General features: G+C 72.0%; 11 protein-coding genes. 7 read left to right on the top strand and 4 right to left on the bottom strand.

Annotated features, from left to right (window positions below):
- Positions 1-201 precede the first annotated feature (201 nt).
- Positions 202-555: a hypothetical protein gene (locus AB0G15_RS01335; protein ID WP_362834393.1), complete on the bottom strand. Its 354-nt coding sequence runs from the start codon at positions 553-555 to the stop codon at positions 202-204.
- Between the two features lie 136 nt (positions 556-691).
- On the opposite strand from AB0G15_RS01335, the gene AB0G15_RS01330 reads away from it, so the two are divergent.
- The 3 genes from AB0G15_RS01330 (at position 692) to AB0G15_RS01320 (ending at position 3214) form a co-directional block, all read left to right on the top strand.
- Complete coding sequence (locus AB0G15_RS01330; protein ID WP_362834392.1) at positions 692-1438, top strand: GntR family transcriptional regulator; 747 nt, start codon at positions 692-694, stop codon at positions 1436-1438.
- 434 nt (positions 1439-1872) lie between these two features.
- Positions 1873-2496, top strand: coding sequence for a GNAT family N-acetyltransferase (locus AB0G15_RS01325; protein WP_362834391.1), 624 nt, complete (start codon positions 1873-1875; stop codon positions 2494-2496).
- Between the two features lie 43 nt (positions 2497-2539).
- Positions 2540-3214, top strand: a complete 675-nt coding sequence (locus AB0G15_RS01320) for a copper homeostasis protein CutC (protein ID WP_362834390.1) — start codon at positions 2540-2542, stop codon at positions 3212-3214.
- Positions 3215-3327: 113 nt separating this feature from the next.
- Here the strand turns inward: AB0G15_RS01320 and AB0G15_RS01315 are convergent, their stop codons facing one another.
- The 3 genes from AB0G15_RS01315 to AB0G15_RS01305 all read right to left on the bottom strand — a co-directional run bounded on the left by AB0G15_RS01315 (position 3328) and on the right by AB0G15_RS01305 (position 6639).
- Positions 3328-3717, bottom strand: coding sequence for a VOC family protein (locus tag AB0G15_RS01315; RefSeq protein ID WP_362834389.1), 390 nt, complete (start codon positions 3715-3717; stop codon positions 3328-3330).
- Between the two features lie 212 nt (positions 3718-3929).
- Positions 3930-5156 (bottom strand): aldolase, encoded by a 1227-nt coding sequence (locus AB0G15_RS01310; RefSeq protein ID WP_362834388.1) that lies wholly within the window; start codon positions 5154-5156, stop codon positions 3930-3932.
- A gap of 151 nt (positions 5157-5307) precedes the next feature.
- Positions 5308-6639, bottom strand: coding sequence for an FAD-dependent oxidoreductase (locus AB0G15_RS01305; protein WP_362834387.1), 1332 nt, complete (start codon positions 6637-6639; stop codon positions 5308-5310).
- 494 nt (positions 6640-7133) lie between these two features.
- Between AB0G15_RS01305 and AB0G15_RS01300 the strand changes: the two genes are divergently transcribed.
- The 4 genes from AB0G15_RS01300 (at position 7134) to AB0G15_RS01285 (ending at position 16594) form a co-directional block, all read left to right on the top strand.
- Entirely contained in the window at positions 7134-7322 is a 189-nt protein-coding gene (locus tag AB0G15_RS01300) for a hypothetical protein (RefSeq protein ID WP_362834386.1), read from the top strand.
- 101 nt (positions 7323-7423) lie between these two features.
- Positions 7424-8344 (top strand): pyridoxal-phosphate dependent enzyme, encoded by a 921-nt coding sequence (locus AB0G15_RS01295; protein WP_362834385.1) that lies wholly within the window; start codon positions 7424-7426, stop codon positions 8342-8344.
- 31 nt (positions 8345-8375) lie between these two features.
- Positions 8376-9305, top strand: coding sequence for a fatty acid desaturase (locus tag AB0G15_RS01290; RefSeq protein ID WP_362834384.1), 930 nt, complete (start codon positions 8376-8378; stop codon positions 9303-9305).
- The gene (locus tag AB0G15_RS01285) at positions 9302-16594 is read left to right on the top strand and encodes an amino acid adenylation domain-containing protein (RefSeq protein WP_362834383.1); all 7293 of its coding nucleotides are present in this window, start codon (positions 9302-9304) and stop codon (positions 16592-16594) included. Before AB0G15_RS01290 ends, AB0G15_RS01285 begins: the two co-directional genes overlap by 4 nt.
- The last annotated feature ends 227 nt before the right edge of the window (positions 16595-16821 follow it).

Here is a 16821-nt window from a genome sequence, read left to right as displayed (position 1 = left end):
CGTCTTCCGTCCCCGGCGGGCCGCTCGCCGCCGGAGGCGGGGGGTGGGCAGGCGAGCGGTCACGCCTTGGCGGGTCCCGTCCCGTGGACGCGTTCCCGCGATGGGAATCGCGCCCTGGCGGGCGTGGGGGACCCGCCAGGACGCGTTCCGCCCCGGGCGCGGCGGCGGAGGACCCCGGCGAGGGATGGGGTCCTCGGCCTGCTAGTCGCGCTCGGAGTCTGTGGTGGTGAGGACGCGGGCCGGCTGGTCCGCGTCCTCCTCGGAGAGGTCGCCGTCGGGGGCGGGCCGCCGGTAGTGCCGTGAGATGAGGCGGGCCGCTCCCACCGGGTCGTCGGCCGGGTGGGACGACTCGACGCCGTCCTCGTTCCAGACGAACAGCCCGTTCTTGCACCAGACAGTTAGATCGGTCAGCACCGAGAGCACCGACATGCCGTTTCCGTTGCTCTGGTAGGTGTGGGTGAATCCCTGGCGGTGCAACGCGTAACGCAGTAAACGTGTTGCCTCGCGGGGATCGCGCCAGGGCAGGTACGGCGTATCCGTGCGGACCGACAGCACCGGTCTCCACCCCCTCGCTGACCTTTCGATGGATTTGTACCAACGATTGGATGATGCGGGTCTTGGGAGGTTGGGTCAAGGGGCTGTTCCCCGCTAGAACCAGATCGTCTAGTTTTGTTGGCACAAAGGGGACTTAATGGCACGGTCAACGCTGTATCAACAGGTGGCCTCCGACCTACGGAGGATCATCTACTCCGGTGCGCTCGGACCGGGGGATCAGCTGCCGACCGAGGCGGAACTCATGCTCGCCCACCAGGTCAGTCGCAACACCGTGCGGCTGGCCCTCGGCGAGCTCGTGAACGAGGGCCTGGTCACCCGCACCCCTCGCAGGGGCACCGTCGTCAGGGAGCGCCGCCCGCTGCTCATGCACCCCCAGCGCGAGCTCCAGCCGCGGCGCGAGGAGACCCTGGAGGCCTTCGCCTGGGCCGTCTCCCGCGAGGGACGCGCGCCGAGCCAGGAGATCGAGGTCTCGATCGTGCAACCGGCCGAGGAGATCGCCAGCAGGCTGGAGCTGTCCGACGACGAGCTCGCCGTGGTCCGCCGCCGGCTGCGCTTCGTGGACGGCCAGCCGTACAACACCAACGACTCCTACTTCCCCCTGGCCCTGGTCGCCGACTCCGAGATCACCCGGCCCGGCGACATCGTGCGCGGGGCCAACAAGGTCCTGGAGGAACTCGGCCACCGGCAGGTGCGGGTGGTCGACGACATCTGGGCGCGGATGCCCAACAGCGCGGAGACCGAGCGGCTCCAGCTCCAGCTCGGCACCCCGGTCGTCGTCTACATCCGGGTCGGTTACGACGAGGACGACACCCCCGTACGCGTGGCGGTGTCGGTCCTGCCCGCCGACAAGCACCTGATCCGGTACGAGCTGGAAAGCCGTTGACGTCTCCGTGACCGCCCTGACGGGCCGGCCCTCGTTCCGCCCGCGCCGCGGGCGAGCACCGGGCCGCGTCCGCCGGGTGGCTAGACGCCGCTCTTCCCGCTTCTCCGTGCCTTTCGCCCCGGCGGGCGGTTCTTCCCGCTTCTCCGCGCCCTTCACCCCGGCGGGCGGTTCTTCCCGCTTCCTCGCGCCTTTCGCCCCGGCGGGTCACTGTTCGCACCTCCCGCCGGAGCCTTTCGCCCCGGCGGGCCGCTGTCCGCATCTCCCGCAGGCGCCTTTCGCCCCGGCGCGCCTCGCCCTGCCGGCTCTCCCGATCGCGGTCTCACCGCTCGCCTCAGGCCCCTAGGCATCCGCCTAGCCCGGCATGGACGCCGTGCGCCATCACATGGACACGCTCCGTGTCAACTCGTGTACCGAAAGCAACGAAGGGATGAACCATGCACTCGAACACCGCCAGTCCCACCGCCACGCGCCCGTTCACGCTGCGCAGGGCCACCGAAGGTGACCTCGACGGGGTGCTCGCGCTCCTCGCCGAGACCGCCGGGTGGCTGAACCGCCGCGGCGTGCGGCAGTGGCCCGCCGACGGGTTCCCCGCCGGGCGCATCACCCCGCTGATCGGCGAGGGCGTCCTGTACCTGCTGGACAGGGGGGACGGGCCGGGCCGGCCGGGTGGCCCCGTCGCCACCGTCGCCCTGGACGGCCACGCCGACCCCGAGTTCTGGACCCGGATGGACGACCCCGGCTCGGCGCTCTACGTCCACAAGCTGGCCGTGGCGCGCGACCACGCGGGCACGGGGCTGGGGGAGGCGCTCCTGGACTGGGCGGGCCTGCGGGTCCTCACCCTGGGAAAAAGATGGCTCCGGCTTGACTGCTCCAAGGACAACCCGAGGTTGCAGGGCTACTATCGGGGACAGCGTTTCACGCATCTCCGCACGGTCGACCTGCCGCATCGTGCCTCCGGTGCCCTGTTCCAGCGACCGGGAGGTCTGCGCGCTCGCGCGTCCGGCCTCGCGCTGCCCATCTCGGATCGGCGCGGGTCGTCCGTCCCCGAGCATGTCTGAACCACGGCGATCCCAGGACAAAGCCATCCGATAGCCTCCATTCATGACCGGATCCTTGCTTGAGGTGATCACGCTCGACGTGCGCGACGCCGTCGCCGCGGAGGCGGGCGGCGCCGATCGTCTGGAGGTCGTCGCCGACATGGCCTCCGACGGGCTCACCCCGGCACCGGAAACGGTCGCGGCGATCTCCAAGGAGTGCGCGCTGCCGCAGATGGTGATGTTGCGCGGCGAGGCCTCGTTCCTGGCCACGCCCGAGTCGCTGAAGGCCCTGAGCCGCGATGCCAGGGCCCTCGCCGACGCGGGCGCGGCCGGGTTCGTGTTCGGTTTCCTCGACGAGGCGGGGGCGGTCGACCTGGCCGCCACCGAGGCGCTCATCCACGCGGTCGCGCCGCTGCCCTGGACCTTCCACCGGGCGGTGGACCACGCGGCCGACACCCAGGCGAGCTGGCGCGCCGTCCGCCTCCTGCCCAACCTCGCCACCGTGCTCACCTCGGGTGCGCCCGGTGGCGTGGCGGACGGGCTGCCGCTGCTCAAGACCCGGTGCGAGGCCGGGGACGGCCCGCTGATCATGGCCGGCGGCGGGCTCCGGCCCGGCCACGTCGGGGTGCTGATGGAGTACGGCGTGCGGGCCTTCCACGTCGGCAGCGCCGTGCGGGCGTCCTGGTCGGACCCGGTCGACGTCCGCCGGGTCCGCGAGTGGCGTGCCCTGATCGACTGAGGCCCGCCGAGACCGACTGAGGTCCGCCGAGGTCTTCCCGGCATCAAGGTCTTCCCGGCAACGTGACGGCTGCGGTGTGCGACGGGGTGCGGGTGTCCGCTCGTGGCCTGGTCCTACGGCGCCAAGGTGCGCAGGACGCAGAACTCGTTGCCCTCGGGGTCTGTCATGACCACCCAGTTCCGGTCCGAGCCCTGGCCCACATCGGTCCTGGTGGCGCCGAGGCCGAGCAATCTGGTCACCTCGTCCTCGGTGCTGACGTCGATCGGGCTGACGTCGAGGTGGAGCCGGTTCTTCACGGTCCTGCCCTCGGGCACCCGGATGAACTGCAAAGTGGGCGGCATCTGGCGGGCCCGGACATCCTCGACGGTCGGCACCCAGGAGCCGATCTCGACCTTGCCCTCGCTCCTGTCGATCACCTTGAAGTCCAGGACCTCGCACCAGAAAACCGCGAGCCTCTCCGGATCGTGGCAGTCAACGGTCAACTCGGTGAACCTACTCGTCATGACTCTCCCAGATAGTGCGAACTGGGCTCAGATTATGCCGCCCGTCCGGCAGCTCCGAGATCGCCCTGACCGGGGACATCAGGCGGGCTCGACCCGGCACCGGACGCCACCCGGTCCACAACCCGAGGGCGGCGGACCCACCGGTGACGCCAGGGCGTCCGGCTCCGCCACCCGAGGCGTCCACGGCGGGGCCGAACGCGCCGGCGCCCTGCTCAAGAGACCGGCCGTTCCCCGTGGTCGGTGTGGTCGGTGCCCAGCGCCAGGTCGGCGCGGCGGAGGGCGGCGGCCATGGTCTTGACCGTGGCGGGCTCGTCCATCACGCCCTCCCCGGCGTCGCGCCGCTCCTCCCAGGCGCGCACCCGGTGGGCGTACTCCCCGTACCGGGACAGGTGGAAGGCGTACACCGCCGCGTACCGGCTCACCAGGTGGGAGGGGTGCATGTCCCAGCCCTGGTAGAAGCCGTGGTTCATGGAACGCCCGACCAGCTCCGCGTGACGCCGCCACAGGGCCCGCACGTCACGCCCGTCGTCCGAGGCGGGGGAGGCGGCCAGCGAGCCGTCCGACAGCTCGACCCCGGTCCCGGCGAAGACCGTCTGCATGACGTGCCTGGCGTGGTCGCAGGCGGGGTGGTCCAGCCGCTGCTCGTGCGGGGGAAGGCCGCAGCTCGCCGTGTAGTCGAAGACGCCGAAGTGCGCCGCCGCGAGCCTCCCCCACAGGGAGGTCGTCAGGCCCGCGTGGAGCATCATCAGGGTCTGCGGCGCCTCCACCTGGAGCTCGAATCTCAGCGCGTTCGGACCGAGGCCCAGCCCGTCCTCCAGCGCGTCGAGAAAGTCGACGAACTGGTGCATGTATCCCCTCATCAACACCTTCGGGAAGGTGACGACGAACCCCTCGGGAAGGTGTCCGGCCCGATCGATCACGCCGGTGAGGAAACCGTCCAGGGTCCGCAGGGCGCGGACCGGGTCGCCGTCGGAGAACGACTTCACCCGCAGCCCCCAGCGGCGGGGGAGCGTCCCGGCCGCGTGCATGGCCGCGATCGCCTCGGCGGCGGCGGAGACGTGGCCGTCCTCCTCCTCGGGACGCGTCCCGTAGCCGTCCTCGAAGTCGACCCGGAGGTCCTCGACGGGCTCCCGGGCGAGCTTGGCGGCCACCTTCCCGTGCACGGTCCCGGCGAGGTCCTCGCCCGCGGCGGGGGACACACCGGGAGTGGTGCCGAGGATCGCGGCCAGGTCGCCTTCGGACAGGTGCCGGCGGAACAGCCCCAGCGCGGCGTCACCCCACTCCCGCGTCGTCCCGGCGTCGAACCGGTCGGCCGGGACGTAGACCGTGTGCACGGGCTGCCACTCGACCGGCCAGTACGGGTACAGCAGGATCTGATCGTCATGGGTCTCCTCGAAACCCGGGATCAGGGCGGACGGGTCGGCGAGCGTGACGCGCATGCTGGTGCTCCTCCTGGACGTGCTGGTTCGAACGGGGGCCGGTTCGGGCCGGGCGCGCGGGTCCGGGCGGGCACGCCGGTGCGGACGCGTCCCGGTCACCGGCCGCCCCCGGCGTCCGGCCGGTCCGGGAGGTCCGGTAGGTCCGGCCGGTTCAGCCGGTCCCCAGGTCGCTTCCCGGCCGTGGTTCCCGATCGCAGGCGGTGAGCATGGCGGCGAGGCCGAGGAGCTTCACCCGCTCGCCCCGGTCGAGGGATCTGGCCAGGGCCTCCTCGGCCGCCTCGATGGACAGCCAGTGCTCGTAGGTGATCGGCGAGACTCCCCGGGCGGCGAGAAGGTCGTCCAGGTCCGCGCGGCGTACCGGATCGCGGCCGGCCAGGTCGGCGAGGAGGGTGCGGACCGTCTCCGCGGCGTCGGACTTGTTGGTGCCGATCACACCGGTGGGGCCACGTTTGAGCCAGCCCGCCACGTACTCGCGGTCGCGGACCCGGCCGGCCTCGTTCGGCACGGTCATGGTGGTCTCGGAGAAGGGGACGCCGGGCAGCGGCACGCTCTGGTAGCCGACCGAGCGCAGCACCATGCCGGCCGGGAGGGTCTCGAACTCGCCGGTGCCGACGACCCGGCCGTCCACCAGCCGGGTGCGCTCCAGCCTGAGCGCCTCCACCCGCTCCTCGCCGAGGATCTCCACCGGGCGCATCCAGAACCGCACGTCCAGCCGCCGGGGGCGGCCCACGGGGGCGCGGGTGGTCCAGCTCCGCAGGACCTCGACGTTCCCCCGGACCTGCCGGGACGCCGTCGTGACGTCCGCCACGCACTCCTCGGGCCGCACGCGCACGTCCGCGTTGGTCAGCTCGCCCAGCTCCCTGAGCTCCTTCAACGTGAACTTGGCGTGCTCGGGTCCCCGGCGTCCGATCATGTGGATGGTCTTCACCTCGCTGGCGGCCAGCCGGGTCAGCACCTCCTCGGGCACGTCCGTGGCGCGCAGCTCCTCGGCGGTCTTGGCCAGTACGCGCACCACGTCCACCGCCACGTTGCCCACGCCGATCACCGCGACCTCGGGGCTGTCGAGGACGAAGCGGTCGGCGGGCATGTCGGGGTGGCCGCAGTACCAGTTGACGAAGTCGGTGGCGGCCACGCTGCCCGGCAGGTCCTCGCCGGGAATGCCCATCCGCCGGTCCACCATCGCGCCGGTGCAGTAGACCACGGCGTCGTAACAGTCGAGCAGGTCGGTGACGTCGACGTTCTTGCCCAGCTCGACCCCACCGAGGAACCGCACCTCGGGAAGCTCCAGCACGCCGCGCAGGTAACCCGCTATCGACTTGATCGAGGTGTGGTCGGGGGCCACCCCGTAGCGCACAAGCCCGTACGGAGTCGGCAGCCGCTCCAGGACGTCCACCCTGAGCGGCACGGTGGCCTGTCTCGTCAGGGCCTCGGCGGTGTAGATCCCGGCGGGTCCTGACCCCACGATCGCGACTCGCAGTGACATGTCGCCTCCCCGGCGTTGGATGTCATGAACGCGATGCCCTGCTTGATTCTGTATCACCCCGGGGCAACCTGCCAGACTCACGCGCCGACATGATCGATTCACCCGCCGTTCCCCCGCCGTTCCCGCCGGGGGAACGGCGGGCACGTGATCCAAATGTCATTCGGCGTCGGCTGGATCATCACGTTCGCGACCTTCCTCGTTCATCGGGCGAGAGCAGGATCGCTGCTGCGTCACCGCCTGTGATCACTCCTGTGTACATGGCCGGTGTCGCGTTACCGCTTGTGATCACTCCTGCGTGCGCAGGCGGTCCAGTTCCGTGACGAGAGGCCGACCGCACCATGCTCTCCCCGGTTCGGGACGACGCCGTCCCCGCCGTACCTCCCGCCCCTCGTCCTTTCTCCTCCGATTCGGGAGACTTCCTCTCCGATTCGCGAGGCGCGCGATGGATCCTGGAGGCCGTCGAGGCGAAAGCCCGCCAGGCCCCTGACACGCCCGTGGTTCTGGACGCCTCGGGGGTGCTGAGCCACACCGGCCTGGTCGACCGGGCCGGCGCGCTCTCCGGACCCATCGACGCCGTGGCCCAGGAGTTCCCCGCCGGGACCGGGCATCTCGCGAACGAGGAGCGCTCGCCGGTGGGCGGAGGGGGAGCGGCACCCGCGCATCCGGCCCTCCCCACCTGCTGACGCCGGCGCTCCCGAGCGGGAACGGGACGTGGTCCCGGCCCTTCCCGCGATCAGGGCTCGCTCTCTTCCCTCCTGTACGAACCCCCTGTCCGAGGAGACGCATGTTCACGAGAACTCCGACGTACGCCGGCGCGCCCACGGACGCGTACGGCACCCCGCTGATCGACGCCACGGGCCTCGTCCCCGGAGCCCGCATCCTGATCAAGGACGAGAGCCGGTACGCCTCCGGCAGCCACAAGGAGCCGGCGGCCCGCGCGGTGGTGGCCCGCGCCGCCGCCGACGGGTACCGGCGCGTGGTGATCGCGACCTGCGGCAACTACGGTCGCGCGATGGCGATGGCGTGCCACGCCGCCGGTATGGCCTGCACGGTCGTCCTGCCGGAGGGCTGGAGCGACGGCGGCGCGTGGATGCGCGACGCGGGGGCCCACGTCGTCGCGGTGCGCGGCGGCTACGAGGAGGCGGTGGACGCGTCCCGCAGGCTGGCCGAGGAGGAGGACGCGGTCGACGGCAACGTGGACGGTCCGTACATGGACGCGGTGTTCGAGGGACACGGCGTGGTGGTGGCCGCGTTGCGTGAGGCGCTCGACGCGCCGCTCGCGGCGTTGTGGATTCCGGTGGGCAACGGCACCACGACCATCGCCGTCCATCGCCGGATGCGAGCGCTCGGCTGGCCCAGCGTGATCAACGGCGTGTGCTCCGCCGGCAACAACCCGGTGGTGACCAGCTGGCCGGGTGAGTACCGGACGCTGCCGCCGGACGCCGTCACGACATCCGATCACAACCAGCCGTTGGTCAACTGGCATGCCCTGCAGGGGCCCGAGGCGATGGCGGCCATCGCCGACACCGGCGGCGAGGTGTTCGGAGTGGGGGACGAGGAGTTGATCGAGGCCAGGGCCGCGCTCGTCCCGTACGGCGCGAACCCCACCGCGGCCGGGGCCGTCGCCCTCGCCGGGTTGCTCGCGCACGCCCGCGTGACGGGCTCGCTGTCCGGAACCCACGTCGTGTTGCTCAGCGGACGTTGACCAACCCCGACGACCGCACCTGATCGAGGAAATGATGACCGCAACCACCGAAGGCGGCCCCGCGCTGCTCTTCGCACGCACCAAGGTGAACCGGGACGACCAGCGGATCTTCGTCGCCAAGCTCGTCGCGCTGGCGGTGCTGACCTCCGTGGGGACGGTCCTCGCGCTGCGCCCGGAGCCGCCGTTGATCGTCTTCGGCGTGGTGATCCTCGCCGCCGCATACACGCACGCCGTCGAGTTGCAGCACCAGTGCCTGCACCACTCGGCGTTCCGCGGGTCCTGGCCGCACCGGCTGACGGGCGTCCCGCTGGGCATTCCCCTGTTCGTCGTCTACAGCCACTACCGTCTGCGTCACCTGCAACATCATCGTCATCTCGGGACTCCCCAGGACACCGAGTTCTTCGGCTTCGACACGCGGACCCCGCTGACCGTGTCGCACCTGGTACGCGGGCTGTTCGACTACCGGCGGCTCGGCACGGTCCTGTGGGAGGTCGCGCTCGCCGCCACGGGACGCTGGACGTACGGGTTCGGGCCGGTCAGTCCCACCATGCGCCGCCGCATCGTCGTCGATCACCTCGTCATGGGCGGTGCCGTCCTGGTCGCGCTCTGCGTCACCGTGGCCGGGTACGGCGAGTACCCGCTGCGGCTGTGGGTGCTGCCGCTCCTCCTCGCCGTTCCGATGCACTTCCTCGTGGAACTGCCCGAGCACATCCTCTGCGACACCGAGAGCACCGACGTGCTGCGCAACACCCGGTCCATCAGGGGAAGCCGGCTGAGCACCTGGTTCACCAACGGCAACAACCTGCACATCGAGCACCACGCCGCGATGAGCGTGCCGATCAACCGGCTACCCCGGCGGCACGAGGAGACCCGGCTCCACGCCGTCCACGTCGAGCGCACCTACCTGGACTTCTACCGCACCCTCTGGGCGGCCCTGCGCAGGCGGGAGGGCAAGGCATGAGTGACATGCGCATCGCCGGCCCGACGGCGGCGGAACGACCTTCCGATCTCGCCGCCGCGTCGCAGGGCCCGCCCTTCGACGTGCTCGCCGCCATCGGGGAACAGGCGCGCAGAGCGCCCGACGCGCCGGCGCTGATCGACGCGACCGGCCAGGCGACGTACGCGGAACTGGTCGCCGAGGTGGACCGCATGGCCGGCGCGCTGGCCGGCTCCGGGGTCGAACCCGGCGATCTGGTCGGGCTGTGCCTGCCACGCGGACGAGCGGCGGTGACCGCGATGCTGGCGGTGCTGCGTGCCGGTGCCGGCTACGTGCCGCTCGATCCCGGCTATCCGGCGGCGCGGCTGGCCCTGATGCTGGAGGACACCCGGCCCCGGGCCGTGCTGGTGCCGATGGACGCCGATCCGCCCCTGCCCACCGGCACGCCGGTGCTGCGCCTGGGGGAGGCGGGCCCGGCCACCGTCCCGCCGCCGGTCGACGCCGCCTCCCCGGACGGCACCGCCTACGTCATCTTCACCTCCGGCTCCACCGGCCGTCCCAAGGGCGTCGTGGTGCCCCGGCGCGGCTGGTCGCACTTCTGCCGGGCCGCCCGGGACGAGTACGGCATCACGCGGGACGACCGCGTGCTCCAGTTCGCCTCGCTCAGCTTCGACGCGAGCGTTCAGGAGATCTTTCCCGCGCTGACCGCGGGCGCGGCCGTCCTCGTACGCGACGGCGACATGATCAGCCGTCCCGACCTGTTCCTGGACCGCTGTGCCGACCTGGGCGTCACCGTGCTCCCCCTGGCCACGGCTTACTGGAGGGAGATCGTCTCCTCGATCGACAGGGGAGAGGCGACGCTGCCGGCGAGCGTTCGCATGGTGATCATCGGTGGGGAGGCCGCACACGCGCGGACCGTCGAGCGCTGGCACGCGCGCGTCCGCCGGCACGTGCGGCTGCTCAACACCTACGGTCCGACCGAGGCGATCGTCACGGCGACCGCCGCCGACCTGACGTCCTGGCGCGGCGACGACCCGGTGCCGATCGGCTTCCCGCTGCCGGGGGTGACCTGCCGGGTCGTCACGCCGCACGGCGCCGAGGCCGCCGACGGCCGGCCGGGCGAGCTGTACATCGGCGGCGCCGCCCTGGCCACCGGCTACCTGCACCGGCCCGAGCTGACCGCGGAGCGGTTCGTCTCCGGTCCGGGAGGAGCGCCCGAGTACCGCACCGGCGACCGCGTGCGACGGCTTCCCGACGGGACGCTGGAGTATCTGGGCCGGTTCGACCGGCAGGTGAAGATCCGCGGCTTCCGGGTGGAGCCCGCCGAGGTGGAGGCCGCGCTGCGCGGGATTCCCGGCATCGCCGACGCGGTGGTGCTGGTCGACGAGAGCGACGGGCAGGCGCGGCTGGTGGGCCACCTGGTCGCGGACGCCGGCGGCCCGGACGCGACCGAGGTGCGGCGGCGCCTGCGTGAGGAGGTGCCGCACTATCTCGTGCCGGCCGTGATCTCCCTGCACGCCTCCTTCCCCCTCAACGTCCAGGGGAAGGTCGACAGGGCCGCGCTGGCGGCCGTACCGCTCGCCCCCGACGGGATGGCAGGCCGGGAGGCCGGTCCGCGGGACACGGTCGAGGCACGCGTCCGCGCACTGTGGGAGAGCCTGCTCGGCGTCACCGGCGTCGGTCCCGCCGAGGACTTCTTCGCGCTCGGAGCCGACTCGCTCCACGCCATCCGCATGATCAGCAGGCTTCGCCACGAGTACGGGGCGGAGCTGACGCTCAGCGAGCTGTACGCCGCCCCGACGTTCGCCGAAGTGGTGGCCGCGGTCCGTGCGGCCGAGGTGCCGCGGGATCCCCGCGTCGCCTTGGACACGCCGGAGCGGGGATCGGCCGAGGGCACTCGGGTGCTGCCGCTCACGGGGCTGCAGCGGACGTTCTGGATGACCGAGCAGTTGAGCGCCGAACTGCCGGCGTACACCCTCGGCATCCGGTACGGATGGGACGGCGCGGCACGGGCGGACCTGATCGAGGCGTGCCTGGCGGAGCTGGTCCGCCGGCACCCCGCGCTGCGGGCCCGCTTCCCGCTCCAGGACGGGGAACCCGTCATGGTCGTCGACCCCACGGGCACCGTGCCTCTGACAGAGATCGATCTGCGGGACCTGCCGCGGGAGGAGCGGGCGTCGGGCGCCGAGCGGGTGCGCCGCCAGGCCGTGCGGGAGCCGATGGACCTCGCGGAAGGCCCGCCGGCCCGCATGGTGCTGCTGCGAACCGGCGGCGACGACGAACTGTTCCTCGTCGTCCACCACCTCTGCTTCGACGGCTGGTCGGCCGGCGTGCTCGCGGACGAGCTGGCGGAGCTGTACCACGACCTGGCGGAAGGCCGCGAGCCGGTCGAGACCCCGCCGGACAGGCTGCCGGAGCTCGGTCTCCGCAAGGAGTCAAGGGCCGCCGACACCTCGCTCGCCGCCTACTGGCAGGACCGGTTCGCCGACGCCGACCTGGACATGGAGCTCCCGGCGGACCGGCCGGCCCCCGCCGTGCGGTCCTTCGCGGCCGAGCGGATCTCCCGCGAGCTCTCGCCCGCTCTGCTCGACCGGCTCCGCTCCTGCGGGCGGGAACACCACGCCAGCCTCTTCATGGTGCTGCTGGCCGGAGTGCAGGCCGTGATCGGCAGGTACACCGGACGCGGTGACGTGACGGTGCTGGCACCGGTCGCCGGACGCGACGACGTCGACCTGGAGAACCTGGTGGGCGCCGCCCTCAACATCCTGCCGCTGCGCGGTGACGTCGCAGGAGATCCCACCTTCGCCGACCTGCTCTCCCGCGTCGTGGAGTCCGTCGTACGGGACCTGGAGCACCAGGACCTGCCGCTGCCGGACATCATGGCGGCGATCGGCCAGGCGCGGGCGGGCACCACCCAGACGGGCAAGGTCAACCGGCTCAGCGGAATCAGCGTGACCGTGCACAACACCCCCGCCCCGCGCCGCCCGCTCATGAGGTACGCCGGTGACGAGCCGCCGGCCGCGATGATGGTGGATCTCGCGTTCGGCCTGCACTTCCCGCTGGACGGACCGGTCCTCACCGTCGACTACGCCACCGAGCTCTTCGACGCCGAACGCGTCGACGCCCTGGTCGACCACCTGCTCACCCTGCTGCGGGCGGCGGCCGGGGCACCGGCCACGCCGGTGAGCCGGCTGCCTTTGCTCACCCCCGTCGAGCAGCACCGGATCCTGCGGGAGTGGAACGACGGTGCGATCCGGCCGCCGGTGGCGGACACCGTTCACGAGCTGTTCGAGCGATGCGCGGCGTCGGCCCCCGGCGCGCCGGCGCTCACCTCCGGCCCGGCGACCGTGAGCTACCGAGAGCTGAACGAGCGAGCGAACCGGCTCGCGCGGACGCTGCGCCGGCACGGAGTGCGCCCCGGGGTACGCGTGGCGATCTGTCTTGACCGGGGCATCGAACTCTTCGCCGCGATGTGGGCCGTGCTCAAGGCGGGCGGCGCGTACGTCCCCCTCGACCCCGCCTACCCGACGGACCGGCTCGCCTACATGGTGGAGGACAGCGGCGCGACCGCGCTCGTCACCAGGATCGACCTGCCCGCCGCGCCCTCGCCGCAGGGCGTGGCGGTCGTCGCCCTGGACCGGGATGCGGAGCGGATCCTCGCCGAGGACGGCGAGGATCTGGAGGCGGCGGCGGGACCGGCCGACCCCGCCTACGTCATCTACACCTCCGGTTCCACGGGCCGGCCCAAGGGAGTGGTCGTCACCCACGCCAACCTCGTCCACGCGGTGGCCATGTGGCAGGACGCCTACGCCCTCGAGCCGGGCTGGACGTACCAGCAGGCCGCCAGTTTCTCCTTCGACATGTTCGTGGGCGAGACGCTACGCGCGCTGTGCACCGGCGGCAGGCTCGTGGTCGTGCCGCGCGAGGTGCTGCTCGACCCGGCGGAGCTGTACGCGCTGATGCGCAGGGAGCAGGTCGACTCCACGGAGCTGGTGCCCGCCGTGCTGCGGAACCTGCTCGCGCACGTCGAGGCGGCCGGGGAGAGCCTGGACTTCGTCCGGCTGCTGATCGGCGGGGGTGAGAAGTGGCAGGTGCGGGAGTACCGGCAGGCGCGGCGGCTGGTGGGTCCCGGCAACCGGGTGGTGAACGCCTACGGCGTGACCGAGGTGACGGTGGACAACGTCTACTTCGACGGCGACGCCGCCGGCCTCTCGCCTGACGCGCCGCTGCCGATCGGCCGGCCGTTCCCCGGCAACCGCGTCTACATCCTGGACGCGCACGGCGGGCCCCTCCCTCCCGGCGTGGTCGGCGAGTTGTATCTCGGCGGAGTGGGCGTCGCCCTCGGCTACCACGAGCGGCCCGAACTGACCGCCGAGCGGTTCGTCTCCGACCCGTTCGGCGACGAACCGGAAGCCCGGATGTACCGGACCGGGGACAGCGCCCGCTACCACCGGGACGGGAACGTCGACTTCCTCGGCCGCCTGGACGACCAGGTCAAGGTCAACGGCTACCGGATCGAGCTGGGCGAGGTGGAGACCGCACTCGCCGGGCTGCCGGAGGTGCTCGCCTCCGCCGCCGCGGTGCACCCGCTGCCCTCGGGGATCGCCCAGCTCGTGGGGTACGTGGTGCCACGGCCGGGGGGTGAGGTCACCGAGGCCGCGGTCCGCGAGGCCCTGTCCGCGAGCCTGCCGGTCCACATGGTGCCCACCCGGCTGGTCGTGCTGCCCCGGTTGCCTCTCACTCCCAACGGCAAACTCGACCGGCGGGCGCTGCCGGCGCCGCCGGTCTCGGAGGCGACCTCCGCCGGCACCGCCCCGAGGACGGCCACCGAGCGTCGCGTCGCGGCCATCTGGTCGGAGACGCTGGGCATCGACGATTTCGGCATCGACGACTCCTTCTTCTCCCTGGGGGGCGACTCGTTCAGCGCGCTGCGGCTCGTCCGGCGCGTCGCCCCCTCCCTGGCACTGGTGGAGCTGTACCGGCAGCCCACCGTACGCGGCCTCGCGACCCTGCTCGACGAGCGGCCGGCGGAGCCCGACGCGGGACCGCGGCGACTGCTGCACCGGTTGACCTCCTCCGACGCCGATCAGGCGGCGGGTGGTGTGACGGTGGTGGCGATCCCTTACTCCGGCGGGAGCGCGATCTCCTACCGACCCCTGGCGGAGGCGCTTCCCGCTCACTGGTCCCTCTACGCGGTCGAACTTCCCGGCCACGACCAGAGCCGGCCGGACGAGCCCCTGCTGCCCGCCGCCGACGTGGCCGAACTCATGCTCGGCGAGCTCCGGTCGCTGTCCGGACCGGTGCTGCTGTACGGTCACTGCCTCGGCAGCGCGATCACGATCGAGGCCGCCCGGCGGGCCGAGGAGGCCGGCGTCGAGGTGGTCGGTGTCGGTCTCGGCGCGAGCTTCCCCACCGCCCGGCTGCCCGGACGGTTCTTCGACTGGTTCCACAGGCTGGTCCCGACCGACCGGTTCACCTCCGACCGGGAGTACGCCTCCTTCCTCCGTGCGCGTGGCGGCTTCACCGATCTGGACAGCCCCGAGCAGGAACAGTTCGTGCTGCGCAACGTCCGGCACGACGCCCGGGACGCCGAGGAGTACTTCACCGCCGCCTACCGGGGTGCCGGGCAGGCGCGGCTTCGGGCACCGGTGCTCAGTGTCGTCGGCTCCCGGGATCGCGTCACGGAGCTGTACGAGGAACGCCACCACGAGTGGCGGCACTTCGCCGACGCCGTCGAGCTGGCGGTGCTGCCCCGGGCCGGCCACTTCTTCGTGAAGACCCATGCGGAGCCGCTGGCCCGGGCCCTGGTCGAGCACGCCGAACGCCGGCTGGGCGAAGACGCGCCGCGGCGGGAGGTCCGACGGGAGCCCGTGGATCCGCCACCGGCCCGCGGCCGCGTACCCCGTCGAACGGCGCCCGGCCTGTCCCGGTTCGCGCTGGTGGCGCTCGGCCAGTTCGTTTCAATGATCGGCAGCAGCCTCAGCACGCTTGTCCTGAGCATCTGGGTCTACCGGCAAACCGGCTCACTCACGGAATTCACGCTGATCAACGCGATCGGCATCCTGCCGGGAATCGTCGCCGGGCCGGTGGCGGGTGCGGTGGCCGACCGATGGGATCGCCGGCGCGTCATGCTGATCAGCGACTCCGCGGCGGCCCTGGCGATGGGAGTCCTCGGCCTGCTGGTGTTCGCCGGCGGACTACGGATGTGGCACATCTATCTCGTCGTGTCGGTCGCCTCGGTGGCCGGCGCCTTCCAGCGTCCGGCCTACGTGGCCGCGGTGGCGCAGCTGGTGCCGAAACGCTATCTGGGCCACGCCAACGGGATCACCCATCTCGGCATGGGCCTGGGAGCGGTGATCGCACCGATGATCGGCGCGGGCCTGATCGGGGTCATCGGCATCGAGGGCGTCGTCGCGCTGGACGTGCTCAGTTTCCTCGTGGGGGCCTCGGCCCTGCTCGCGGTCCGGTTCCCCGACATGCTCTTCCGCCACCGCGACGAGAGCTTCCTCAAGGAGATCACGAACGGCTGGCGTTACATCGCCCGGCGACCGCCCCTGCTCCGCGCCATGCGGTTCTTCGTCGTCCACCACGTCCTTTACATGATCGGCTTCTCCGTCGTCGTCCCGATGCTGCTGACCGAGCAGTCCACCGGGATGCTCGGCGTGACGCTGGCGGCGGGCGGTCTGGGAGCCCTGTGCGGCAGCCTGGTCATGGGCCTGTGGGGCGGCACTCCCCGCAGGGCCACCGGACTGATCGTCGCCCTGGGCGTGTCCGGCGTGGGAATGTTCGTCACCGGCATCGAGAACCCGTACCTCCCCGCGATCGGCCTGTTCACCATCTGGTTCTGTGACTCGATCGCCGAAGGACACTGGCTGGCGCTGGTACAGGCGAAGGTCGGTCTGGAACTGCAGGGCCGGGTGCTGTCCCTCTTCATGATGACGATGATGATGACGATGCCGCTCGGTTACCTGGTCATGGGGCCCTTGGCCGAGCGTCACGTCCAGCCGCTGCTCGAACCCGGCGGGGCCCTCGCCGCGACGGTCGGCTCCGTGATCGGCACCGGGCCGGGCCGTGGCCTGGCGCTGCTGGTCGTCCTCAGCGGCCTGCTGCAACTGGTCTGGGTGATCCTCGGCTGGCGTGACCGTCGGCTGCGCTTCATGGAGGGACAACTGCCGGACGCCGTGCCGCCCGCGGATCTCGGCGATCTGGACGACCTGCAGCGGGAGGCCGACGCCCAGTTCACCGCCCGGCCCGTGCGTGCCGCCGCCCCGGCCCGCGTCGGCGACGACCGGTCAGCCCGCCCTGTGGCATGAGGCCAGATGCCGGATCGGCACTTGCGGGGACAAGCCCGGCGGATCACAGTTGGTTCTCGTGAGTTCAGGAGCGGAGAAGCGCCGCAAAGCGAACGCCCGGCGTCCGAAGGACAGTCCGCTTCAGGACGCGAGAGGACCCCGCCGGACAGGACGCGCTCCCGGCTCCTCCGTCTCCCCAGGTTCTCCCGGTTCTCCTGGTTCTCCCGAGGTTCCTGGCGTCCCCGGCA

It is taken from the genome of Streptosporangium sp. NPDC023825, assembly GCF_040639575.1.
GTDB lineage: Bacteria > Actinomycetota > Actinomycetes > Streptosporangiales > Streptosporangiaceae > Streptosporangium.
Note: the sequence above shows the minus strand (reverse complement) of the source record. Positions and strands in the feature narration are given on the sequence as shown.

Coding starts and splice junctions, on each gene's coding strand:
- AB0G15_RS01330 (WP_362834392.1), top strand. CDS start 692: ATGGCACGGTCAACGCTGTATCAACAGGTGGCCTCCGACCTACGGAGG.
- AB0G15_RS01325 (WP_362834391.1), top strand. CDS start 1,873: ATGCACTCGAACACCGCCAGTCCCACCGCCACGCGCCCGTTCACGCTG.
- AB0G15_RS01320 (WP_362834390.1), top strand. CDS start 2,540: ATGACCGGATCCTTGCTTGAGGTGATCACGCTCGACGTGCGCGACGCC.
- AB0G15_RS01315 (WP_362834389.1), bottom strand. CDS start 3,717: ATGACGAGTAGGTTCACCGAGTTGACCGTTGACTGCCACGATCCGGAG.
- AB0G15_RS01310 (WP_362834388.1), bottom strand. CDS start 5,156: ATGCGCGTCACGCTCGCCGACCCGTCCGCCCTGATCCCGGGTTTCGAG.
- AB0G15_RS01305 (WP_362834387.1), bottom strand. CDS start 6,639: ATGTCACTGCGAGTCGCGATCGTGGGGTCAGGACCCGCCGGGATCTAC.
- AB0G15_RS01295 (WP_362834385.1), top strand. CDS start 7,424: ATGTTCACGAGAACTCCGACGTACGCCGGCGCGCCCACGGACGCGTAC.
- AB0G15_RS01290 (WP_362834384.1), top strand. CDS start 8,376: ATGATGACCGCAACCACCGAAGGCGGCCCCGCGCTGCTCTTCGCACGC.
- AB0G15_RS01285 (WP_362834383.1), top strand. CDS start 9,302: ATGAGTGACATGCGCATCGCCGGCCCGACGGCGGCGGAACGACCTTCC.